Source organism: Pseudomonas sp. CGJS7, assembly GCF_036961695.1.
This window is the reverse complement of record NZ_JBAMDI010000001.1, coordinates 85,249-106,646: the sequence shown is the minus strand read 5'-3', so window position 1 is coordinate 106,646 and position 21,398 is coordinate 85,249. Positions and strand designations below refer to the sequence as shown.

General features: G+C 64.5%; 20 protein-coding genes. 7 read left to right on the top strand and 13 right to left on the bottom strand.

What is annotated here, in order from left to right; all coding sequences use genetic code 11:
• Positions 1-41: 41 nt before the first annotated feature.
• The 13 genes from V7787_RS00455 to V7787_RS00395 form a co-directional block, all read right to left on the bottom strand.
• Positions 42-824 (bottom strand): cyclase family protein, encoded by a 783-nt coding sequence (locus V7787_RS00455; protein ID WP_064492002.1) that lies wholly within the window; start codon positions 822-824, stop codon positions 42-44.
• Complete coding sequence (locus V7787_RS00450) at positions 821-1,807, bottom strand: NAD-dependent epimerase/dehydratase family protein (protein ID WP_064492001.1); 987 nt, start codon at positions 1,805-1,807, stop codon at positions 821-823. Before V7787_RS00450 ends, V7787_RS00455 begins: the two co-directional genes overlap by 4 nt.
• Positions 1,798-2,790, bottom strand: a complete 993-nt coding sequence (locus V7787_RS00445; RefSeq protein ID WP_104887626.1) for a fumarylacetoacetate hydrolase family protein — start codon at positions 2,788-2,790, stop codon at positions 1,798-1,800. Before V7787_RS00445 ends, V7787_RS00450 begins: the two co-directional genes overlap by 10 nt.
• Positions 2,787-3,359, bottom strand: a complete 573-nt coding sequence (locus tag V7787_RS00440; protein ID WP_104887625.1) for a cupin domain-containing protein — start codon at positions 3,357-3,359, stop codon at positions 2,787-2,789. The genes V7787_RS00445 and V7787_RS00440 overlap by 4 nt, the downstream gene beginning before the upstream one ends.
• An 11-nt stretch (positions 3,360-3,370) precedes the next feature.
• Entirely contained in the window at positions 3,371-3,535 is a 165-nt protein-coding gene (locus V7787_RS00435; RefSeq protein WP_019438618.1) for a hypothetical protein, read from the bottom strand.
• The gene (locus V7787_RS00430) at positions 3,532-4,722 is read right to left on the bottom strand and encodes an MFS transporter (protein WP_336084729.1); all 1,191 of its coding nucleotides are present in this window, start codon (positions 4,720-4,722) and stop codon (positions 3,532-3,534) included. The genes V7787_RS00435 and V7787_RS00430 overlap by 4 nt, the downstream gene beginning before the upstream one ends.
• Positions 4,712-7,201: an efflux RND transporter permease subunit gene (locus V7787_RS00425; protein ID WP_336084727.1), complete on the bottom strand. Its 2,490-nt coding sequence runs from the start codon at positions 7,199-7,201 to the stop codon at positions 4,712-4,714. The genes V7787_RS00430 and V7787_RS00425 overlap by 11 nt, the downstream gene beginning before the upstream one ends.
• A gap of 3 nt (positions 7,202-7,204) precedes the next feature.
• Complete coding sequence (locus tag V7787_RS00420) at positions 7,205-8,266, bottom strand: WD40/YVTN/BNR-like repeat-containing protein (RefSeq protein ID WP_064491996.1); 1,062 nt, start codon at positions 8,264-8,266, stop codon at positions 7,205-7,207.
• A 54-nt stretch (positions 8,267-8,320) separates the two neighbouring features.
• Positions 8,321-9,688, bottom strand: coding sequence for a DUF1329 domain-containing protein (locus V7787_RS00415; RefSeq protein WP_020191682.1), 1,368 nt, complete (start codon positions 9,686-9,688; stop codon positions 8,321-8,323).
• Between the two features lie 14 nt (positions 9,689-9,702).
• Positions 9,703-11,373: a DUF1302 domain-containing protein gene (locus V7787_RS00410; RefSeq protein ID WP_064491994.1), complete on the bottom strand. Its 1,671-nt coding sequence runs from the start codon at positions 11,371-11,373 to the stop codon at positions 9,703-9,705.
• Positions 11,374-11,459: 86 nt separating this feature from the next.
• On the bottom strand, positions 11,460-12,584 hold the full coding sequence (locus V7787_RS00405) for an FAD-dependent oxidoreductase (protein ID WP_010954084.1): 1,125 nt from the start codon (positions 12,582-12,584) through the stop codon (positions 11,460-11,462).
• Between the two features lie 139 nt (positions 12,585-12,723).
• A complete protein-coding gene (locus tag V7787_RS00400) occupies positions 12,724-13,071 on the bottom strand; it encodes a Rieske (2Fe-2S) protein (protein WP_019438624.1) in 348 nt (115 codons plus the stop codon).
• Positions 13,072-13,074: 3 nt separating this feature from the next.
• On the bottom strand, positions 13,075-14,016 hold the full coding sequence (locus V7787_RS00395; protein ID WP_010954082.1) for a VOC family protein: 942 nt from the start codon (positions 14,014-14,016) through the stop codon (positions 13,075-13,077).
• Between the two features lie 276 nt (positions 14,017-14,292).
• Here V7787_RS00395 and V7787_RS00390 point away from each other — a divergent pair, with 276 nt between their 5' ends.
• The 7 genes from V7787_RS00390 to V7787_RS00360 all read left to right on the top strand — a co-directional run bounded on the left by V7787_RS00390 (position 14,293) and on the right by V7787_RS00360 (position 21,391).
• Positions 14,293-15,231 (top strand): LysR family transcriptional regulator, encoded by a 939-nt coding sequence (locus V7787_RS00390; RefSeq protein WP_019438626.1) that lies wholly within the window; start codon positions 14,293-14,295, stop codon positions 15,229-15,231.
• A 181-nt stretch (positions 15,232-15,412) separates the two neighbouring features.
• Positions 15,413-16,570: an alpha/beta hydrolase family protein gene (locus tag V7787_RS00385; protein ID WP_020191688.1), complete on the top strand. Its 1,158-nt coding sequence runs from the start codon at positions 15,413-15,415 to the stop codon at positions 16,568-16,570.
• Between the two features lie 172 nt (positions 16,571-16,742).
• Positions 16,743-18,086, top strand: coding sequence for an amidohydrolase family protein (locus V7787_RS00380; protein WP_198746930.1), 1,344 nt, complete (start codon positions 16,743-16,745; stop codon positions 18,084-18,086).
• A gap of 2 nt (positions 18,087-18,088) precedes the next feature.
• Entirely contained in the window at positions 18,089-18,532 is a 444-nt protein-coding gene (locus V7787_RS00375; RefSeq protein WP_049587911.1) for a GlcG/HbpS family heme-binding protein, read from the top strand.
• A 226-nt stretch (positions 18,533-18,758) separates the two neighbouring features.
• A complete protein-coding gene (locus V7787_RS00370; RefSeq protein WP_010954077.1) occupies positions 18,759-19,364 on the top strand; it encodes a helix-turn-helix transcriptional regulator in 606 nt (201 codons plus the stop codon).
• Between the two features lie 93 nt (positions 19,365-19,457).
• The gene (locus V7787_RS00365) at positions 19,458-20,447 is read left to right on the top strand and encodes a threonine/serine dehydratase (protein ID WP_198746928.1); all 990 of its coding nucleotides are present in this window, start codon (positions 19,458-19,460) and stop codon (positions 20,445-20,447) included.
• On the top strand, positions 20,444-21,391 hold the full coding sequence (locus V7787_RS00360; RefSeq protein ID WP_198746927.1) for an ornithine cyclodeaminase family protein: 948 nt from the start codon (positions 20,444-20,446) through the stop codon (positions 21,389-21,391). The genes V7787_RS00365 and V7787_RS00360 overlap by 4 nt, the downstream gene beginning before the upstream one ends.
• Positions 21,392-21,398: the final 7 nt, after the last annotated feature.

Below are 21,398 nucleotides of genomic sequence, written 5' to 3'. Positions count from 1 at the left end.
CAGCTGCGCACGTGCCCTCCTCGCGGCCCATGGCTTTGTCCCTAATCGAAGATCGCTACCGCCCGGACGAAGCCGGCTGAGGCATGCCGGATCTTGTAAGGGAAGCAACTTACCTGAAACCCATCCGCCGGTAGCTGCTCCAGATTGGCCAGCTTCTCCATCTGCCCATAGCCGATATCACGCCCGGCCTTATGGCCCTCCCAAATGATCGAGGCGTCGCCCGTTTCACTGAAGCGTTCGCGGGTGAACTTGAATGGCGCATCCCAACTCCAGGCATCGGTACCGACCACCCTCACCCCGCGCTCCAGCAGGTACAACGTCGCCTCGCGGCCCATCCCCACTCCTGCTTCGAGATAGCCAGGCTGGCCGAACAAGCTGCCCGCGCGGGTGTTCACAAGCACGATGTCCAGCGGCTGCAGATCATGCCCAATACGCGCAAGCTCGGCCTCTACCTGGGCCGCAGTGACCACGTGGCCATCCGGCAAATGACGAAAATCCAGCTTCACCCCCGGCTGCAGGCACCACTCCAGCGGCAGTTCGTCGATGCCGAAGGCCGGCTTGCCACCGTCGGTGGTGGATGCGTAGTGCCAGGGCGCGTCCATGTGAGTACCGCTGTGAGTGGTGATCTGCAGGCGCTCTGCCGCCCAGGACTCGTCGCCCGGCAGGTCCTCCTTGCGCAGCCCGGGAAACATCGCGGCCATCTCCGGCCAACCCTGCTGATGATCCATATAATCGATCTTCGGCAGCAAAGGTGGCGGATCAGTGTAAGGGTTGTTGTCCAGGGTGACAGACAGGTCCAGCAAGCGACGTGTGTTCAAGCTCATACGAGGATTCCTTTGCGGATGGCCGCGCGACGGGTGTGGCGCGGCGGCAAGTCGAGGGCATTACGCAGCAGACCGGCCACTGAACCGTCGTGGCAGAAGCCCAGTTCGCGGGCGAACGAGGTACGCAACGGTGGGTAGCGGCCAAACAGGCTTTCGAGCTGGGGATCGGGGGCGAAGGCGATGCGCTCACGGTTGGCCTCGCCAACAACAGCCGCCAGCCCGGTCAGCACCTGGGCGATGGTCAAATGCAACACAGGCAGTTGCCAGACCCGCTGGCTGCCCGGCGCTTCCAGCTCGGCGGCGTGCAGCAGGTTGTCCACGCAACAACGGGCCGACATCCACCAGGCGCTCGCTTCGGGTGACACCGGGCAGGTGTAGGCCTCCCCGGCCACATAGGCGTGCAATAGGTCGCTCATGAACGCCGAGCGCAGACCATTCGGCTCGCGCGGGCGAGCAACGATACCGGGCAAACGCAAGGCGCGGCCGTCAACCTCGCCACGCCGGGCAAGGTCTTGCAACGCGATCTCCACCATGCGTTTGTGCGCCGCATAGGACAGTTGCGGCGACGCTGGCTGGCCTTCGTCCATGCGCGTCGGCAACTTGCCGCCGTACACCGCGACGCTGCTGGCGTACACCAGCACCGGTGGACAGAGGGGATTACGCAGTTGGTCGAGCAGCTCCAGGCTTGCTTGCAGGTTTACCTGGTAACCCCGTTCGTACTGCGCCTCGGCAGCGCCGCCAGGTACGCTGACGAGATGGAAGACTACATCGACACCGTCAGCCAGCACCCGACGCAGCAAGGCCGCGTCGGTGACGCTACCGTGATGACGACGCAGGCGCGCGTCTTCGGGCAGGCCATCCAGTGCCTGATCCAGCACCAGCAATGCCTCGATTCGCCGCCCGCGCAGCTCGCCCAGGTCCAGCAGGCGCTGCACCAACTGGCGCCCGACGAAGCCATTGGCGCCGGTGACCATCACTCGCATGGCCAGCCTCCCCGCACCACGCGCTGGTCAATGGCCCCGAACAGCACCTCGCCCTCGGGCCCGCGAGCCTCCATGCGCACCCGGTCGCCAAAGCGCATGAAGGCCGTGCGCGGCGCACCGCAGGCGATGGTTTCGATGGCGCGGCGCTCGGCGATGCACGCCGAGCCCACGCTGCGCTCGTCGTTGGACACGGTGCCGGAGCCCAGTAGCGTGCCCGCACTCAAGCGTCGCGTCAGCGCCGCATGGGCAATCAACTGGTGGAAACCGAAGTGCATGGCGCCGCCATGGGGATGGCCGAACCACTCGCCATTCCAGTGCACGTGCAGCGGCAAGTGCACCCGGCCGTCGCGCCAGGCCTCGCCGAGTTCGTCCGGGGTGACCGCGACGGGCGCGAAACTGCTGGCGGGCTTGGCCTGGAGAAAGCCGAAGCCGGTCTTCATTTCCCGCGGTGCCAAGGCCCGCAGGCTGACATCGTTGAGTTGCAGGATCAGGCGAACATGCTGCAAGGCCTGCTCCGCCGGGCATCCCATGGGTACGTCATCGAGCAACACCGCGAACTCGCCCTCGAAGTCGATGCCGTGGGCCTCGCTGGGCAAGGGTATGTCCGCGAGTGGCCCGAGAAAGTCATCGCTGGCACCCTGGTAAATCAGTGGGGTGTGCTCGACGCCCTCGATCGGGTCCAGGTTGAAGGCCTTCTGCATCAACGCGCCATGGCTGAGGAAGCACGAGCCATCCAGCCACTGGCTGGCACGCGGCAGGGGCGCAGCCAGTCGAGCGAGGTCGAGCGCGAAGGCACCCGCAACCGCATCGTCGTTGAGCTGCTGATACAGCGCCTGCAAGCGGGCTTCGACCTGGGGCCAGTTTTCCAGCGCGACCTGCAAGCTGGTGGCGATGTCGCTGGCATCGACCGCATGCCCGAGGTCACGGGCCACCACCAGCAGGCGACCATCGCGGCTGCCGTCGTCGAACGTGGCGAGCTTCATGGCAGCAGCTCCTTGAGCGTCTCGGCATAACGCCCATCGAGCAGGATGAAGACCATCCGGGCCATCTGTTCGCTGCGGTTGCTCCAGGCATGGTTGGTACCGCGCTGGACCACGATGTCGCCCCGTTTGAGGTGGACTTCGCCATCGTCCAGCACCAGCCAGACCTCGCCCTCGGTAACGATGCCGTAGTCCAGGGTTTCGGTGCGGTGCATCAGCTTGTGCTTCGAATCGGCTTTGCCCGTGCCGGCACTCGCCTCGCCGATCTCGGCGAAGGCAGCGGCTGCATCTTCGGCACTGACCTGGTTCTGCACGCTGTCGGGCGGTATGTCCACCACGCGAATCACGCTGCCCAGCGGGCCAGGGCTCAATTGCAGCGGCTGCGCTGTCGGATCATCGCCGTTGTCCAGTGTCGCCGGGCTGCCGACACTGTTCCAGACTTCGTAGAACAGGGTGCCAGGCACCGCCTTGAGTGGGAAGTTGTTCGGTGTCGGGCCGCAACTGGCGACGACCGCCTGGCCCTCGGCATCGTGGCCGGTGACTACACGTTTGAATGCAGGAAGCGATTGCATGCTGTCTCCTTTCAATTGCCGTCGCCGATGGTCGAGCCACCGTCGACAATAAGATTCTGTTCGCTGATGAACGCTGCGCCTTCAGCCATGGCCGGTAGGCGCGTGCTGGTCAGCCACATGGCGCTGCGCAGAGAGCGACTGGCACCGGCTCGCCCGCCAAGGAAAATTTCGTTCATCGTGCACCTGCCACCGTCACCGCACGCCGGTGGCGCATCAAGGACAGGCACACAGGCGCCAGCAGCAGTTGTCCGATGGCGACCAGCAGCAGTGCATGCGGCAGTTGCGTAGCCACACCAGCGGTCAATGCCAGGACGATCAATGGACTGACGAACTCACCCGCGAAAATCGCCGAAGTGAACCCACCCGTGGCACGGCCGCGCTGATCGAAGCCAACCTGCTGCATCACCAGGGTGATCAGCGTCGGCAGCAACAGCCCAACACCCAGGCCGTTGATCAGCACCGCCAGCACCACTGGCGCATGGCTGCTGGCCAGCGCCATCAGGCCGCCACCGAGCCCCGCCGTGGCAAAGCCCAAGGCCAGCAACCGCCCAGCCGGCAAGCGCGCCAGTAAGCGAAAAGCCAGTGCGCCGGCCAACACGCCGAGCTGGTTGGCGCCCATGGCCAGGCCGACCTGACGGGGCGCATCTATGTGCAGTAACTGCAGCACGTAACCGGCCTGTACCGGGACGATGAACAGGCTGACGCCAGCCAGCACGGTGAGCAGGTATAACGGCGTCAGGGCCGCCCATGGAAAACGTGAATCGACGGTGGCTTCGCTGGCGGCCTGGCAGGCACGCGGCTCCCACAACAGCAGGGCCATCAAGGGCAGGCACAGCGCACCCACCGCATAGAGGGTGAACGGTGTCCGCCAGTCGCTTTCCCCCAGCGCACCGCCCACGCCCATGAACAACGCTGCCGCCAATGAGGTGACCACCATCTGCAAAGCGAACAACCGCGCCCGGCGCTGGCCGTCGAAGTAGTCACCCATCAGCGTGGTGCAACAGGTCATGATGCCGGCTTCGGCCAAGCCGATGCCGGCGCGGCTGGCGACAATCAGCACCAGCGAGTCCAGCCACAACGGCAACAAACCGCACAGGCTGTAGAGCAACATGCTCGCCAGCAGCAGTGCTCGCCGCCCCACTCGGTCTGCCAACACCCCGGCCAGCGGCGCCAACAAGGCTATGACCAGTGCCGGCAACGTCAGGGCCACCGGCACCAGCACGGCCACGCCCGGCGTCTCGGCAAAATGCGCGTGCATGCGGGGTAGCACCGGTGCGATGAGCACCGCCCCCAGGACGGGCAGGCAACTGCCGAACAGCAACAAGGCAGCCTGGGCGCTTCCGGCGGTGCGTTCAGCGGCCATGGCTCACCTCCTCCAGCGGGCGAAAACTGGCGCCCTGCTCCAGCATCCCGCTACTGCGCTCGCGCCTTGTGTGCTCATGCGCCGGCAATGCCAGCTGCTCGGTACAGGCCTTGCGGTGCGGCAACAGGAAGTAGGCCAACGCCGGCAGCAGGATCAATGCACCGACCATGTTCCAGACGAACATGAATGCCAGCAGCACGCCCATGTCGGCCTGGAACTTGATCGGCGAGAAGATCCAGGTACCAACGCCGATGGCCAGGGTGATACCGGTGAGCATGACCACCTTGCCGGTGAACAGCAGCGCGCGGTAATACGCCTGGGACAGGCTCGCGCCTTGGCGCAGCTGGGCCAGCACTATGCTCATCACATACAGCGCGTAGTCCACGCCGATGCCGACCCCAAGGGCGATCACCGGCAGGGTCGCCACCTTCACGCCAATACCCAGCGCCACCATCAGCGCTTCGCAGAGGATCGAGGTGAGTACCAGCGGCAGCACCGCGCAGAGCACCGCGCGCCAGGAGCGGAAGGTCACCAGGCAGAGCACGATCACCGCGCCGTAGACACACCAGAGCATGTCGCGGTTGGCCTGCTTGACCACCTGGTTGGTGGCAGCCTCGATGCCTGCACTGCCGGCAGCCATGAGGAAGCTGGCCTGCTCGCTGTCGTTGGCCTGGGCAAACGCCTGGACGCTGTCGACCACCCGCGCCAGGGTGTCGGCCTTGTGATCGGTCAGGTAGGCATAGAGCGTCAGCAGGCTGCAGTCGTCGTTGTACAGCCCGCGCGGGGCACCGGCGGTGACCATGTTCAGGGTCGCCTGGTTGTTGACCAGGTCATACCACTTCGGGCTGCCTTCGGAGAGGCCGACCAGCACCCGGCGGTTGAGCAGCGCCAACGAGTTTGTCGAGTCCACGCCCTGCAGGCCACGCAGTTGCCAGTCCAGGTCATCCACGTGTTTCAAGGTGCCGTAGGCCGAACAGCCACCGGGGGCGGTGCGCACCATCACCGCGAACACATCGCTGCTGGCGCCGTAGTGCCGGGTGACGAAGGCATTGTCGCGGTTGTAGCGCGAATCGGCGCGCAGCTCGGGAGCGCCGGCGTCGAGGTCGCCTACCTTCAGGTGCAGGCTCACGGCGTAGCCCCCGGCAGCCATCAGCGCAGCGACGGCGATGCACGCCGCCGCCCAGCGTCGGCGGGTGAACAGATCGAGGAAGCGCCACACCGCATGCTTGCCCGCCCCGCTGGCCTCGGCCTCTTCGGCGCGCAGGCTGCGCCGTGCCGCACGGGCACTGACGCCCACGTAGGAGAGCAGCACCGGCAGCAGAATCAGGTTGGTGAAGATCAGCACCGCCACGCCCAGGCTGGCGATGACGGCCAGGTCCTGGATCACCTGTATCTGAATGATCATGAGCACGGCAAAACCGACCGCATCGCAGAGCAGCGCGGTGAGCCCGGCCAGAAATAACCGGCGGAAGGTGAACCGCGCTGCCACAAGGCGATGCATACCGCGGCCGATGTCCTGCATGATGCCGTTCATTTTCTGGGCGCCATGGCTCATGCCAATGGCGAACACCAGGAACGGTACCAGCACCGAATACGGGTCGAGCTCGTAACCCATCAGCGGCAGCAGGCCGAGCTGCCAGATCACTGCCACCAGCGAACACACCACCACCAGCGCGGTGCTGCGCACACAGCGGGTGTACCAGTACAGCACGGCGGCGGTGATGGCAATGGCGGCGGCAAAGAACAGCAGGATCTGCCGCAGGCCGTCCATGAGGTCGCCGACGACCTTGGCGAAACCGGTGATGTGGATCTCCACCCCCTGCGCCTGGAAGCGCTCGCGCAGGGTTTCCAGCTCATGGGCGAAGGCCGTGTAGTCGAGGGCCTGGCCGTCCGGGGTCTTCTCCAGCAGCGGCACGTAGACAATGCTCGAACGCTGGTCGAAGGCCACAAGTTGACCAATCTCGTTGGAGCGTTCCACGTTGCGCTTGAGCGCTTCCAGGCTAGCGGCAGCGCCATCGTAGCCGTCGGGCACCACCGGGCCACCTTCCAGGCCCTCCTCGGTGACTCCGGTCCAGCGGGTGGACGGCGTCCACAGCGACTTCATCGCCGCACGGTCGACGCCAGGCAGCAGGTATACCGCATCGTTGAGCTGCTGCAGGCTGTGCAGGTAGTCCTTGTCGTAGATGCTACCGCGCGGATTGGCCACGGCGATGCGCACCGCGTTGCCCAGGCCGGCGAGTTCCTGACGGTGCTCCAGGTAGTTGTGGATGAACGGATGATCGCGCGGGATCATCTTCTCGAAGCTGGCATTGAGGGTCAGGCGCGAGGCCTGCCAGCCGAGCAGCAAGGTCGCCGCCAGGCACAGCAGCAACACCAGCACACGGTGGTTGAAGAGCGCACGTTCCAGCAGCGAGCCGGACGCGCTGTCGAAGTCGTCGAGATGGCCGCTGGAAGGCGCAGATGAATTCATGACGTGCATGGTTCAGTCCGTCGTGGTGGAAAGAGAGGAAGGTTCCAGGCGGCGCGCACCGGCCATGCCGACGGCGACGATGGAGCCATCGGCGGCGGCAGTAGCGGCGGTCAGTGGCAGGCCATCGGAGACCGCCACGGGCTGGGCGGCAAAGGCGCCGAGGCCGCTGCGCAGGAGCATCCCTGCCTGGTTGGCGAGCAACAACTGGCCATCGGCGACACGCAGGCCGTTGATCGATGCCGGAATCGGGTTGGCTAGCGCCTGGAAACTGTCGCCACCGTCGTCAGAGGCGAACAGCGAACCGCGCAGGCCGCCGAGCAGCAGACGGCCATCGGGCAACACGGTGGCGGCGAAGTAGCTGCCATCGTAGGGCCCGTGCAGCGCCTCGTAATGCTCACCGCCATCACGCGAGCGAAGCAGCAGGCCCTGCTCGCCGGCGACATACACCTGGTTGCCTTGGCGCGCCAGGGCATACAGGTGCAGTCCACGCCCGTTCGGCAGTCGGCCGATCTCCGACTGCCAGCTGCGCCCGCCGTCGGCGGTGCGCATGGCCACCCCGTAGGCACCCACGACCAGGCCGTTGCGGGCATCGGTGAAATTCAGGGCCAACAACGGCTTGTCCGCGCCGTCAGCCAGCAGCCGTTGCGCCGCCGCCAGGCGACGCTCGTCTGCGGCAGCCTCGGCTGCCTGCACCTCCAGGGCGGCGGCGCGCTTGCCGTCGAGCTGCACGCTCCAGTGCTCACCACCGTCCTGGCTGTGCAAGACCACGCCGGCATGGCCGACCGCCCAGCCGTTGCGGGCGTCGATGAACTGCACGGCGGTCAGGCTGACACTCACCGGCACGGCAGTGGCCTGGCGCCAGGTGGCACCATTGTCATCGGACAGCAGTACCACGCCACGTTCACCCACCGCGACCAGGCGTGCATCGGCCCGGGCCACATCCTGCAATACCGCACGCAGGGCCTGGGGGCCGTGCAGCGCGGGCTGCGCGAGCACATCCACGCTGTCACCGGCGAACGCCGGCGGCAGCCCGCAACAGGCTGCCAGCAGCCAGCCGTAGAGCATCTTGTTCATCGCACGCAACCTTTTGTTCTTAGAGTCGGTACAGCACCTGCGCAGCGCGCCTGCTCAGCGCACGCCCTCGCCGGCCATGGCGTCGGCGGTGAACACCGAGTCCTTGTAGGGCGGCACGATGCGGTACTGTTCGTTCTTGCCTGCGAACAGGTCACCGGCGAACCAGGCACCGGAGAGCAGGTCGTAGAAGCCGTTGGTCAAGGTCACCACGCCCGGCAGGTCAGGCAGCACCACCGGCGAGGTCCAGACCACCTTGGCCAACTGGTTGCGGGCGTCATAGCGCTCGCCCAGCACGGCAGCCCAGGTGTCTTCGTCGAGGTAGTAGGTGCTACGCGGCATCACATGGCGCTGGCCATTCTTCAGCGTCGCCTCCACCACCCACACACGGTGCAGCTCCCAGCGGATGGAGTCGGGGTTCAGGTGATGGGGGGCCAGCAGCGCCTCGGCGTTGCTGGCGGTGAACACCTTGTTGGCGTTGTAGGGGATGTACATCTCCTTCTTGCCCACCAGCTTCCAGTCGAAGCGGTCGAGACGACCGTTGAACACGTACAGCTCATCGAAGCTCATGACGCCGGCGGTGGCCGGGGTCGGCGTGTCGCAGCAGGCGTTGGGCAGGCGACGCACACGGCGCTGACCAGGCAGGTAGGTCCAGACCGCAGCTTTGTCGGCGTTGAGGTTCTCCAGGCCGGTAATGGCCTCCCCGGCACGCAGGGGCGGGCCGTCGTTGGTCATGCGGATGGACCAGAACACACCCTTGTCGCCACTACCACCGGGCAGGTACCAGGGCATCTGCAAATCGGCCCGCGAGTCATTGGTGAGCACGTGCTTGCCGTCGGCGGTGGTCAGGTACTGATTGAAGCTGGCGTGCCAGGACGCACCCCGCCAACGCAGCAGGTGGTTCCACATGGCTTCCACGCCATTGGCCGGGATCGGGAACGGGATGCCGCCGGATGCGCCTTCGGGCATGGGGCCGGCGGGGCCGTCCACCAGCTTGCCGCTGGTGGCGTTGGCGAGGGTAGCGTCGTACACCGACTGCGGAGCGGCAGCGCTGCGGCGCGTCGGGTAGACGTCGAGACGATAGCTGTCCGGGTACTTCTTCAGCATCGCCTGGATGCCCGGCGTCAGCTTGTCGGCATACTGCGCCATGTTCTGCGCGGTGATGCTCAACAGCCGCTTGTCGCTGGCGAACGGATCGCCACGCTTGCCGCCTTCCTTGTAGGCCGGGTCGGCCTGGATGTAGCCACCGGTCCAGGCAGGAATGCTGCCATCCGCGTTGCCGGCCCGCTCGCCACCGAGCGGGGTCAGGCTGGTCTTGAGCATGGCCGCCTGCTCGGCGGGCACTGCGGCAACGGCGCCGTGGGCCAATAGCAGCGAGGCACTCAGGGCAGTGAGCAGGGAAACGACTTTATTATTGTGTTTCATCGGGTGGTCCTCGGTCAGAAGGTGCGGCTGACAGTGAAGGCGATGAAGTCGCGGTCTTTGAGCGACTGTTCGAAGGTGTAGTGGTTATCGGCGTCGAGGAAGGTGTTCTCCGGGCCGTAGTAGTGCGTGTAGGTCAGGCCCAAACTCCAGGTGTTGAGGTAGTTGCCTTTCAGGCCGATGTTCAGGTCACCGCCATGATCGGTGCCAAAACCGGTGCCCAGCGCCATCGACGCGCCGTTGGTGTAGCTCGCGCCGATCGGCACCGACAGGTCGAGCCCCGGTAAGATCTGCCGGTACATCGGTTCGAACACCAGGCGCAGGCTGGTGGCGTCACGGTCGGCGTTAGGGTCAACGGCATCGGCGTTCTTGCTCACGCTCATCACCCGGTTCCAGGCGATTTCGCCGAGGAAGCTCGACTCGGCAGCGATGAAGTTCGGCTCCAGGCTGGCAAGCCAGGAGACGTTGGCGTGCAGCGTGCGGCCGGTGGCGTAAACCGGGTTATCGTCATTGTCGATCGCCTCGCCCACGGCCAACGCATGCTGGTTGGTCGAGGCCAACGGCTGGTTCCAGCGGGTTGACAACTCACCGGCGAGGTTGAAGTTGCCAACGGTGGTGGAGAAGCTCGCACCGAACGCCTCGATACCCTCGGGATACACCCAGTAGAACTCGCCGGCCTTGCCGCTGACCGGGTCGAGGTTGGCGAAGTTCGGGCGTACGTTGAGTTGCGGCGACTTGTCGTGGAAGCGGATGGCGTACAGGCCCCAGTCGACCGTCTCGGTGCGCCAGCGCACCTGCATGCCGCCCTGCCCTGAGTCCTTGGCTTGCTTGTCGTTGCCGTGGAAGAACGCCAGAGGTTGGCCACCGGGGAACACCGGCGCGCCGACGAACATGCGCTCGGCGCCATCGCCGAAGAAGTCGTCTGTGGAGAAATAGCTACCCGCTGCCGGCAGGCGGTTGGCCTCCCACTCGAACTGGTAGTAGGCCCCCACCGACACATCCGGCGTCAGTTGGAGTTGTCCGGAAATCTGCTGTACCGGACGGATCAGTTCCTTGAACTGCGTGTTTGGTACCGACAGCCCCTTGACCACGTCCACCGGAGCCATGCCGCCAGCAATGCCGTTCATGCCAAAGAACAGGCTCTCGCCCCACTGCATGGCGTATTGACCCAAACGGCCGGACAGCGGCATGTCGCCGATCTCGGTCTTGCCGAAGATAAAGGCGTCGAGCAGCTCGCCCTTGCGTCCATGCAGCTTGCGCGTGTCGTCGGTGAACGCGTCGTAGTCGACCGAATAACTGTTGGCACGGCCAGGGTCGTTGTTGTCAGTCCCTTGGTTGTAGACATCGTCGTACCAGGCCGCGCCGCTGACCCGTGCGCCGACGTTGTTGTAGGTAATGTCCAGTTCCGACAGCAGGTCGAGGCGGTTGGAGATCAGGCCTTTGTCGAAGTTGCGGTCACCATCGTCCAGGTTCAGCGCGGTCTGCCCTTCGGTGAGCTTGCTGCTCGCGTCCTGTGTACGCCAGGCGGCGCTGTATTTCAGCGTATTGTCCCAGCGCACCCGCAGGTCGGGGTTGCCGGTATCGAATTCGAAGGCCTGCGCCTGGCTTGCGGCCAGCGCGACAAGCGCCAGGCTGAGGGGCTTGAGCGCCGGTAACGGCCGTGTGAATGCACCTTTGCGAGTCAACATCGGGGTTTCCTCTTTCTTTTTATTGTGCGTCGGTGTTGGCATAGGGCCGGCGCGCCGACAAGGCAGGGCGTACCGGGTACGGGGAGTCAGATCGGCTGCGCGGTGACCTCCAGCATGCGCTTGACCAGGCCGATGCGGTCGAAGGAGGGATCGCGCTGGATCTCCTTCACACCTGCCAGCAGGGACATTTCGCTGATGAACTTGCAGCGCTCGAAACGTCGGCCCATGAACCGCTGCAATTGCGCGTCGAGGCTGCCACCCGCGGTGAGCTCCTCGGCGAGCACCACGGCGTCCTCAATGGCCATGCCTGCCCCCTGCCCCAGGTGTGGCGTGGTGGCATGGGCGGCATCGCCGATCAGCAGCACTCGACCGCAGTACCAGGGTTCGTCGACAAACACCGCTTCAAGCGGCTTGTAAACGACCCCGGCGTTGTCGACGATCTGCTCGCGCAATTCGCCGATCAGCCCGCCGAAACCGGCCAGGCGCTGGCGAAGGCCATCAGCCAAAGCAGCCGGTTCCATCCAGGGGTTACCCGGCTCGTGGGAGGTGGTGAAGAGGTACATCAGGTCATCGGCCAGCGGAACCAGCCCCGCGTTGCCAGAGGGCCCTTGGTAGTTGGCAAGGTGGTCGATACCTGCCGCACGCGGGAAGTTGTAGCGCCACACCGACTGCCCGGTGAAACGCGGCTGATAACGATCACCGAACAGCACGCTGCGGACTTTCGAGAACAACCCGTCGGCGCCGACCATGAGACCGTAGCGCCCCTGGCTGCCATCGGTGAACAACACGTCCACTGCGCTGTCGTCTTGCTCGAAGCTTTCCACCGAGGTGCCCAGGCGCACCTGGGTGCCCAGTTCGATGGCAGTTTCGCTCAACACCTTGTGCAGGGCGCGGCGCGAGATACCCACATTGGCCGGATACTGCGGACCGGCCAGGCGCTGGCCTGGGATGCGCGCCAGTTGCTGCCCTTCGGTGGTATAGATGGCCACGTCCTCGAAGGCGTAGGCGGCATCAAGGTAGGCTTCGAGCAGGCCCAGCCGGTGCATCTCGCGCACCACATTGCTCTGTTGAATGATGCCGACACCGTAGACGGTCCACTCGGTTTTCAGCTCGACCAGATCGACGGCGATGCCCTTGCGGCGCAAGGCGATGGCGGCACACAGCCCGCCAATTCCGCCGCCCACGATCAACACGTTGTTCACAGTATTCATGGCATGTCTCACGTTTTGTTCTTGTTGTGCGCCCCGTCATGCGGGGCGGCCGTTTCCTGTGCCTATGCACAGCTTCCCGCCTGCGCCGGTCCATGACCAATCGCGTCGCGGGATGCGACCTATCGCGCGGCGCGATAGGTCAGCGATCGAGCTGCTCCAGCGGCAATAGCAGCCAGCCGTCCGCTTCCTTGTGATCGAGTGCCTCCAAGGCTTCGCCTCGGCAGGGGCCGTGAACGCAAGTGCCGTCTTCGGGCGTGAAGCGCGCACCGTGGGCGTAGCAGACGATCCACTGGCCATCGGCGCTCAAAAAGCGGTTCTTGCGGTACTCCATGGGCACCATCAAATGCGGGCACAGGTTGCGGTAGACGCGTACCTGGCCCAGGTACCGAAGGGCGAACAGGCTGTCCGCGCCCCTGCCCTGTGGGTCGAAACCGCGCGCTTGACCCTCGCCCAGCTCATCGAGCCGGCACAGCTCCACCCACGCCATGTTTCAACCCTGCTTCGCAGGTGGGCCGCTGGGTGCCCATTTCTCCCGCGAGGCGAACAGGAACAGCTGCGAGTTGTCGGCCGACATCGGCGCCTGACGCGCCGCCCATGCGTCATCGTGCTTGTCCATGTCGGCGTCGTACTCGATGTGGCAGCCCAGCGGGCTGTTGAAGTACCAGAACCAGTTGGAACCCAGCAGGTGTCGGCCCGGGCCCCAGAAGCTGGTCCAGCCCTGCTGCTGGAAACGCGTACCGGCCAGCAGGACCTCGGTGCCGCTGCCCATATGGAAGGTGAAGTGCTCGCAACCCTGCATGTGCGGTGGGGTCTGGATCATGAACAGGCAGTGGTGATCGTCCATGGCGGCGGTGCGCATGAACGGGCCGACGCCGATGAAGCTGTCGGTGGTGACGAAGCCCAGGCGATCGCGGTAGAACGCTTCGCCCTTGGCCGCATCGGGTACGAAGTACACCACGTGGGACAAAGTGCGCGGCAACGCCGGCATGTCCGGGGCAATGCCCAGCTGGTTGATCGGGCGCTGCGGTGCGCTACCGGGGGCGTTGGTAAGGTCGGCCGGCGCGTCGAAGGGGCGACGGCAGGTCACCTGGAAGGCAATGGCAAAGCCCAGGTCGTCGAAGGTGTGCAACGCGCCGCTGGCATCGCGCCGCACTTCGCGATCACGGCCCAGCTCGTCGGCGATGGCCGCCAGATCGGTGCTCGAAGCGACGCCGTAAACGGTCTCGCGCAGCGATGGAGTCGGCCCCAGCGCTGGCGGCAGGCCAGGGTCGTCGCCGCGGCGGATAATGATCGAGGTGCCGTCCAGCGCCTCGAAACGGCCACCGTCGCCGTCCAGTTGAACGGCATCGAGGCCATAGTCACGCAGGCAATCGGCACAGGCCTGGATATCGTCGACGCCAAACACCAGCGCGTCGAGACCAAGAATATTCATGGCTACCACTCCATTGAAATTGTTATTCGGCGAGGCAGGTCACCGGTAGTGGGTCGCGGCGGCACATCGGCCGTACGACTGGCGTGCAGGTTGCTCGGTGGCGGGGTGGCGTGACCAATCGCGAGTCAGAATGCGAGGCATCGGCAATCGCGATACCTGGGCCAAAGCCCATGTGCTGTGGCGTTGGCTCGGTATCGTGGCTTGAAGGTCTTGACGTATCGGCAATGCAGCGGGAAGGTATCGCGAAAATAACTACAAGAACCGAGAGCTATCACCATGCGCTTTCACCACCTGGACTTGAACCTGCTGGTTGCCCTGGACATCCTGCTCGAGGAGCAAAACATCACACGCGCCGCCGAGCGCCTGCACATGACTCAATCGGCCACCAGTGGCGTGCTGGGGCGTTTGCGAACGTTTTTCGAGGATGAGTTGCTGGTGCAGGTCGGCCGCAAGATGCAGCCCACCCCCTATGCTCTGGAACTGGCCAAGCCGGTACGCGAGGTGCTGCTGACCATTCGCGCCTCGATAACGGCCAAGCCGGTGTTCGATCCGGCCGCCAGCAAGCGACACTTCCGCCTGGTGGCCTCGGACTACCTGATCAGTGTGGTATTCGCTCAGGTCATCCAGAAAATCCATCAGGAGGCGCCGCACATTACCTTCGAGATGATCGGCCCAGGCGACAGTAGTGCCGAATTGCTGATGCGAGGCGAGGTCGACATGATGATCGTGCCCGAGCGCTACCTCATCGAGGGCCATCCAGCGCAGCTGCTGTTCGAGGAAGATCATGTCTGCGTGGTGTGGCGCGACAACCCCGAGGTGGGCGAGCATCTGACACTTGAGCAGTACATGCAGATGGGCCACATCTCGGTGGGCTTTGGCCGCAACCGCCACTTGAGCATCGAGGACTGGTTCATGAACCAGTACGGCTTCAATCGGCGGCTGGAAGTCATCACCAACGACTTCAACACCCTGCCCCAGTTGTTGGTGGGCACCGTGCGGGTCGCCACCATGCACCGCCGACTGGCCGAACTCTATGCCGGCTACCTGCCGCTGCGCCTGTTGCCACCGCCAGTGAAGATCCCGGTTATGCGTGAATTCATGCTGTGGCACCGCAGCATGGACGGCGACCCCATGCACAGATGGCTTCGCGAGCGCATCAGCGATGTCATTCAGTGCGCCAGCACGCAGCCAGATGCTCTGCGCGCCACCGCCTGAGCGGCGGTCATCGCCCCAGACACCGCGACGGTGCTGGGGCATCGCGTTTCGCGATACCTCGCATCCCTGATCACGATTGGCCCCACCCTGCCCTGCCTGCGTACCTTGCCTTCAAACCGCGCCCTGCCTGCCTGTCGCTCAAGTGGGCGCCGGACTCCACGACCGCAGAAGGACAACAAGAATGTTCCGTTACTTCCCCACCAATTACGTCTGGAACCTCTCGGTGGACCTGGCCATTGAAATGGGTGCCCGCATGGGTGAAATCGAGGAAATGTGCGCACCGCTGCAGGAAGCCGCCAAACAGCCCGACGCCGCCGGCACCCAGGCCTTCCGGGAAATATGGTCGACCATGGCCGACAAGCTGTGCGGCTTGGCCGAAGAGGACGAAACCGCCGGCCGACGCTTGTCCGCCGGCGAAAAATACAACCGCGCGGCCACCTATTACCTCACCTGCGAACGCTTGCAGGCCCACGGCGCGCCGGGTCGTGCGGCCTTGTATCAGCGCTTCCTCGACACCTTCGCCCGTGGCATCGATTTGGCCAAGGAGAACTGTGAGCGCGTAGAGATCCCGTATGAAGGCAAGCACCTCTCGGGATTGCTGGTGCGCGCAGAAGGCGTGAGTGGCCCGGCACCGCTGCTGGTGCAAGTCAACGGGCTGGATTCGACCAAGGAAATGAAATACCGCGTAGGCCTGCCTGCCTGGCTGGCCAGGCGAGGTGTGTCGTCGCTGATTGTCGACCAGCCTGGCACCGGCGAAGCGCTTCGCCTCCACGGCATGACGGCACGCCATGACAGCGAACACTGGGCCAGCCGCATAGTGGACTGGCTGGAAACCCGCGCTGATGTCGATGCCAGGCGCATCGGCCTGGAAGGCGTTTCCCTGGGCGGCTACTACTGTCCGCGCGCAGTGGCGTTCGAACCGCGCTTTGCTTGCGGCGTGGTGTGGGGCGCCAACCACGACTGGCGCGACGTGCAGAAGCGTCGCCTGGAGAAGGAAGGCAACTTCCCGGTGCCACACTACTGGGCGCATGTGCAATGGGTCTGGGGGGCGAAGGACCTGGACGACTTCATGCGCATCGCCGAAAACGTACACCTCGACGGTGTACTCGACCGCATCCACGTACCTTTCCTGGTTACCCACGGCGAGAAAGACTCGCAGATCCCGCTCAAATGGGCACACCGCACCTACGAGCAACTGGTCAACAGCCCGAAACGCGAACTGAAGATTTTCACTGACCGTGAAGGCGGCGTGCAGCACTCGAGCTTCGACAACAGCATCAATGCCGGGCACTACATCGCCGACTGGATCGCCGAAACCCTTGGCGGCCACACGGCCTGATCGGCGCTGCCGGCCCTGGCTTGGGCGGCGCCGATTGGCGCCGTTCTCGTTTCTGCGCCAGAGAGCGCCAGGTATCGATGCCATCGATACCTGGCCATCAATAGCATCTGTTGGTGCCGGGCAGTCACCACGGCCTAGCCTTGCACCACCCTCACGATGAGAGAGCTCACCAATGAGTGCCCTGCACCTGCACTGCTCTACCCTGTTCGACGGTACTGGCCTGCACACCCGCCAACGACAGACATTGATCATCGAAGGCGGCGTGATCCGCCATGTCGGGCCATCCGCCGAGGCACCCCGTCCGCAACCCGGCGACCGTGAAGCCCACGGCCAGTTCGTCATGCCCGGGCTGGTGGACGTGCACACCCACCTGGCGTTTGGCAATGCCCAGAGCGAGGAAGACATCGACATCTGGACCAGCGACGAGTTTCGCGCCCTGCGGGGGCTGTTCTTCGCTCAGCACGTTCTGGCTGCCGGCGTGACGTCCATGGTCTGCCCTGGCGACAGTGGCCAACTCAGCATTGCCGTGCGCAATACGGTCAACGCCGGACTGTTCGAAGGCCCCCGTATCGCTGCAAGCAGCCGAGTGATCACCAATCGACAGAGCCTGAACGACTGGTTCCCCACCCGCGTCGGCGCCCCGGAGTACTTCACCGCCGCGCTGGTCACCAGCCGTGACGATGCCATTGCCCAGATCCGCAAGCAGGCCAAGGACGGCGTGGACCTGATCAAGATTGCCATGGACGGCACCCACCGTCGCCCCAACGGCGAAATCATCGCCGCTTTCACCGCCGACGAGACCCGTGAGATGGTCTACGAAGCTCATCGCCTCGGCTGCCGGGTGGCTACCCACGCCTATGGCCGAGAAGCGGTGATGTACGCGGCCAAGGCTGGCGTCGACCTGGTGTTCCACGCCTTCTACATGGATGACGCCTGCATCGAAGCGCTGCTTGAGGCTGGCAGCGTGCTCGCTCCGACCATGACCTTCCCGCAGAACACCGTGGACTTCTGCCAGCCCCATGACCCCGCGATCAGCACCGGCTATGCCGCCTACTGCGCCCGGACCCTCGAGCTCGGCGCGCCGGTACTCAAGCGCGCCAAGGCCGCCGGCGTACCCTTCGCCTGCGGCAGCGACAGCGGCTTTGCTGTGACACCCTATGGCGAATGGCATGCTCGCGAACTGGAGCTGCTGGTACGGCACCTGGACTTCACCCCGGCCGAAGCATTATTCGCCGCAACCCATGTCGGCGCACGCTTGATGCCGCGCGGCGAGACGCTCGGCACCCTGGAACCGGGCAAACAGGCCGATCTGCTGGTGCTCGACGGTTCGCCCCTGGACGACATCCGCATCCTTCAAGACCGCGCTCGGCTGCAGGCGGTGTACAAGGCCGGCGAGCCGGTACGGCTGCAACGCACCGCCTACAACCCCAAGCAGGTGTCGGACTTCAATTCGCTGAAATGGACCGACCTCTACACCCGCGACCGCGTGTCAGAACTCGGCAAATGGAGGCTGTGAACATGACAACGCTCAACTTCGAACTGGCAGTGCAACTGGCCGTCGCGACCCTGCACCAGGCACGCGCTTTGAACCTCAAGCCTATGGCCGCAGCGGTGCTCGACAGCGCCGGCCACCCGTTGGCGGTGCTGCGCGATGAGCAGGCCAGCTTCCTGCGCCCGCAGATCGCCACCGGCAAGGCCCGCGGCTGCCTGGGCCTGGGCTTCGGCGGCCGCGAACTGGCGCGCCGCGCCCAGACCATGCCGGCGTTCTTCGATGCCATCAACAGCCTCACCGGTGGCGAGGTGATTCCGGTCGCCGGCGGCGTTCTTCTGCGCGATGCAGAAGGCCGCCTGCTGGGCGCCATCGGCGTCAGTGGCGATACCTCGGACAACGATGAGCGGTGCGCGCTGCTGGCCATCGAAGCGCTAGGGCTGATCGGCGACAGCGGCGATCTTCAGCCCTGAGCCAACGCCTTGGCCTGTTCCACCAGCAATTGGCGGAGCCAGGCCAAGGCGAGGTCGCTCCGCTGCTGCGGATGCCTCTGGAGGACCTGGGATGCTGCTGACGCAGTAATGGCCGAGGCGAACGGCTCGCAACCAGGCCTTGATCCCGACCCGGTAAAGATCCGTCTTGTGCCCAGTATTCTCCAGGGCCACCATAGGCATTCTTCAACAGACCATTGGCTAATGCATGACACTGGAAAATTACCAGGCAATCGCTGAAAGCATTGCCTTGCTGCTGTACCCCCACGCGGAAGTCGTCATTCATGAGATACGCAGCCAGACAATCGTTCATATCGCCAATAATTTCTCACATCGCAAGCTCGGCGATGATTCGGCACTCGGTCCAGAACTGGGGGACCTTTTGAAGGGTACCAACCTTGGTCCCTACGAGAAGCTCAACTGGAACGGTCAGAAGGTCCGCTCGATCAGTGCTGTGCTGCACAATCCGCAAGGCGAAGCCGAGTATCTGATGTGCATCAATCTGAACGTGTCGGTGCTGGAACAGGCGCGTGTGGCATTGGATGCGTTCTTCCAGATGAGTCGGCTGGAGCCGCAACCGGATGCGTTGTTCCGCAACGATTGGCAGGAGCGCATCAACACCTTCCTGCAAGCGTGGCTGCAAGCGCATAACCTGTCGCTGCAGACCTTGAAGATGAAAGACAAACGCAACCTTGTCCTGGCCTTGCATGCCGAGGGTGCATTCGAGGGGCGCAGCGGCGCCGATTACGTTGCCAACGTCCTCAGCATGGGGCGGGCCACCGTGTACAAATACCTGAAGGAAGTCAGGGCCTAGGCGGTATTGCCTGGCTGTAGGCACACGCTCTTGCTATTGGTGGAATATAATTCTATTGTGGACAAATTATCCACATGCCTGCAAGGACCCGTCATGCCAGCCACCCCGTCCGTTGATGCCCAGTTCCTTGATACATTGCACCAAAACATTCAGGACGCCCATGCGGCGCTCCGCCCGGCCGTCAGCATTACCCCGCTCTTGCACAGCCCTCGTTTGTCGGCACTGACCGGCTGTGAAGTGCTGCTCAAATGCGAACACCTGCAGCACACCGGTTCGTTCAAGTTTCGCGGTGCCAGCAACAAGATGCGCCTGCTGCCGGCCGAGGCGCGCAAGCATGGGGTGATAGCTGCCTCTTCCGGTAACCATGGGCAGGCCCTGGCTCTGGCCGGCAAGATGGCTGGCGTGCCAGTGAAGGTCTACACCACCACGGGCGCATCGGCATACAAAACAGAGGCAATGCGCGCGCTGGGCGCCGAAGTGGTCTGCCTGCCCACCGACCCGCTGAGTGCAGAGCTGGAAGCAGCCAGGCAAGCCAAGGCCCAGGGCGTACCTTTCGTGTCACCTTACAACGACCTGCAAGTCATTGCTGGCCAGGGCACCATAGGCATGGAGTTGTTCGAGCAGGCGCCAGACCTGGACGCGGTGTTCGTCGCCGTGGGCGGTGGCGGGATGATTTCCGGTATCGGCGCCGCCCTGCGCGTACTCAAGCCGGGCACTGAGATCATCGGCTGCTGGCCGGCAAATGACCCAACCCTGCAACAATCACTCAAGGCCGGTGAAATCATCGAATTGGATGCCTGCGAAACGCTGTCGGATGGCACGGCTGGCGGCGTCGAGCCAGGCTCCATCACCTTCCCGCTTTGCCAGGCGCTGCTCACCGATACCGTGCTGGTCAGCGAGGACGAAATCCGCTGCGCCATGCGCGACATCGCCAGCAGTGAGCGCTGGATCATCGAAGGCGCTGCTGCGGTTGCGGTCGCCGGCATGCAGAAGCTCGCCCAACGCTATCAGGGCAAGCGTGTCGCGGTGATCCTGTGTGGTCGTAACATCCTGCTGGAAAAGTTCCTCGAGGCCGTTCAATGAGGGTCTTCAGCAAGGCGCAGATCATCGCCCGCTTCAACCCGGAGCTCGCGGTCAGCCAACTGGAGGAAGGCTTCATCGCCTACTCCGAAGGCAAGGTGCAGGTGCCGCCCGTGCAGGGCTTCGCATTCAAGGGCGCGAACGGTGACTGTTGCGTGAAGTCGGCCTACATCGAAGGCAGCCCGACCTTCACCGTCAAGCTTTCGACAGGCTTCTACGACAACCCGTCCAAGGGCCTGCCTAGCAATGATGGCTTGATGCTTGTGTTGTCTGCACACACCGGTCAGCCGTTGGCACTGCTGCAGGACCAAGGCTGGCTGACTGCCATGCGCACCGCGTTGGCCGGGCGTATCGCCGCCCGGCTGCTGGTGCCATCCCAGGTTAAGGCCATTGGCATCCTCGGCACCGGCATGCAGGCGCAGATGCAGCTTGAGCAGCTTCGCGCGGTGACCGATTGTCGCCAGGTGATTGTCTGGGGCCGGCATGAACGCGGGCTTGCGGCCTATACCGCATTTGCCCGCGAACTGGGCTTCGGGGTGCACAGCACGCAGGATGCGGCCGAGGTTGCGGGCGCGGCAAACCTGATCGTCTGCACCACGCCTTCTCGCCAGGCGCTGTTGTACAGCGATTGGGTCCAGCCGGGTACGCATATCACCGCCGTCGGTGCCGATGCGCCCGGCAAGCAGGAACTGGACCCGGCACTGGTGGCAAGGGCGGACCGCATCATCGTCGACTCCATCGCCCAGTGCAGCCAGTACGGCGAAGTGGCCCATGCCCTCGGCAGTGGCCGCATCGACGCTAACCAGCTGATCGAGCTGGGTACGCTGCTGGCTGGCCGTGCCAAGGGGCGTGAGCACGACAGCCAGATTACCTTGGCGGACCTGACCGGTGTGGCAGTGCAGGATGCACAAGTCGCAAGCCACGCCTTGGCCGCCCTGTGCACCTGAGGCGACA

Coding starts and splice junctions, on each gene's coding strand:
- V7787_RS00455 (WP_064492002.1), bottom strand. CDS start 824: ATGAGCTTGAACACACGTCGCTTGCTGGACCTGTCTGTCACCCTGGAC.
- V7787_RS00450 (WP_064492001.1), bottom strand. CDS start 1,807: ATGCGAGTGATGGTCACCGGCGCCAATGGCTTCGTCGGGCGCCAGTTG.
- V7787_RS00445 (WP_104887626.1), bottom strand. CDS start 2,790: ATGAAGCTCGCCACGTTCGACGACGGCAGCCGCGATGGTCGCCTGCTG.
- V7787_RS00440 (WP_104887625.1), bottom strand. CDS start 3,359: ATGCAATCGCTTCCTGCATTCAAACGTGTAGTCACCGGCCACGATGCC.
- V7787_RS00435 (WP_019438618.1), bottom strand. CDS start 3,535: ATGAACGAAATTTTCCTTGGCGGGCGAGCCGGTGCCAGTCGCTCTCTG.
- V7787_RS00430 (WP_336084729.1), bottom strand. CDS start 4,722: ATGGCCGCTGAACGCACCGCCGGAAGCGCCCAGGCTGCCTTGTTGCTG.
- V7787_RS00425 (WP_336084727.1), bottom strand. CDS start 7,201: ATGCACGTCATGAATTCATCTGCGCCTTCCAGCGGCCATCTCGACGAC.
- V7787_RS00420 (WP_064491996.1), bottom strand. CDS start 8,266: ATGAACAAGATGCTCTACGGCTGGCTGCTGGCAGCCTGTTGCGGGCTG.
- V7787_RS00415 (WP_020191682.1), bottom strand. CDS start 9,688: ATGAAACACAATAATAAAGTCGTTTCCCTGCTCACTGCCCTGAGTGCC.
- V7787_RS00410 (WP_064491994.1), bottom strand. CDS start 11,373: ATGTTGACTCGCAAAGGTGCATTCACACGGCCGTTACCGGCGCTCAAG.
- V7787_RS00405 (WP_010954084.1), bottom strand. CDS start 12,584: ATGAATACTGTGAACAACGTGTTGATCGTGGGCGGCGGAATTGGCGGG.
- V7787_RS00400 (WP_019438624.1), bottom strand. CDS start 13,071: ATGGCGTGGGTGGAGCTGTGCCGGCTCGATGAGCTGGGCGAGGGTCAA.
- V7787_RS00395 (WP_010954082.1), bottom strand. CDS start 14,016: ATGAATATTCTTGGTCTCGACGCGCTGGTGTTTGGCGTCGACGATATC.
- V7787_RS00390 (WP_019438626.1), top strand. CDS start 14,293: ATGCGCTTTCACCACCTGGACTTGAACCTGCTGGTTGCCCTGGACATC.
- V7787_RS00385 (WP_020191688.1), top strand. CDS start 15,413: ATGTTCCGTTACTTCCCCACCAATTACGTCTGGAACCTCTCGGTGGAC.
- V7787_RS00380 (WP_198746930.1), top strand. CDS start 16,743: ATGAGTGCCCTGCACCTGCACTGCTCTACCCTGTTCGACGGTACTGGC.
- V7787_RS00375 (WP_049587911.1), top strand. CDS start 18,089: ATGACAACGCTCAACTTCGAACTGGCAGTGCAACTGGCCGTCGCGACC.
- V7787_RS00370 (WP_010954077.1), top strand. CDS start 18,759: ATGACACTGGAAAATTACCAGGCAATCGCTGAAAGCATTGCCTTGCTG.
- V7787_RS00365 (WP_198746928.1), top strand. CDS start 19,458: ATGCCAGCCACCCCGTCCGTTGATGCCCAGTTCCTTGATACATTGCAC.
- V7787_RS00360 (WP_198746927.1), top strand. CDS start 20,444: ATGAGGGTCTTCAGCAAGGCGCAGATCATCGCCCGCTTCAACCCGGAG.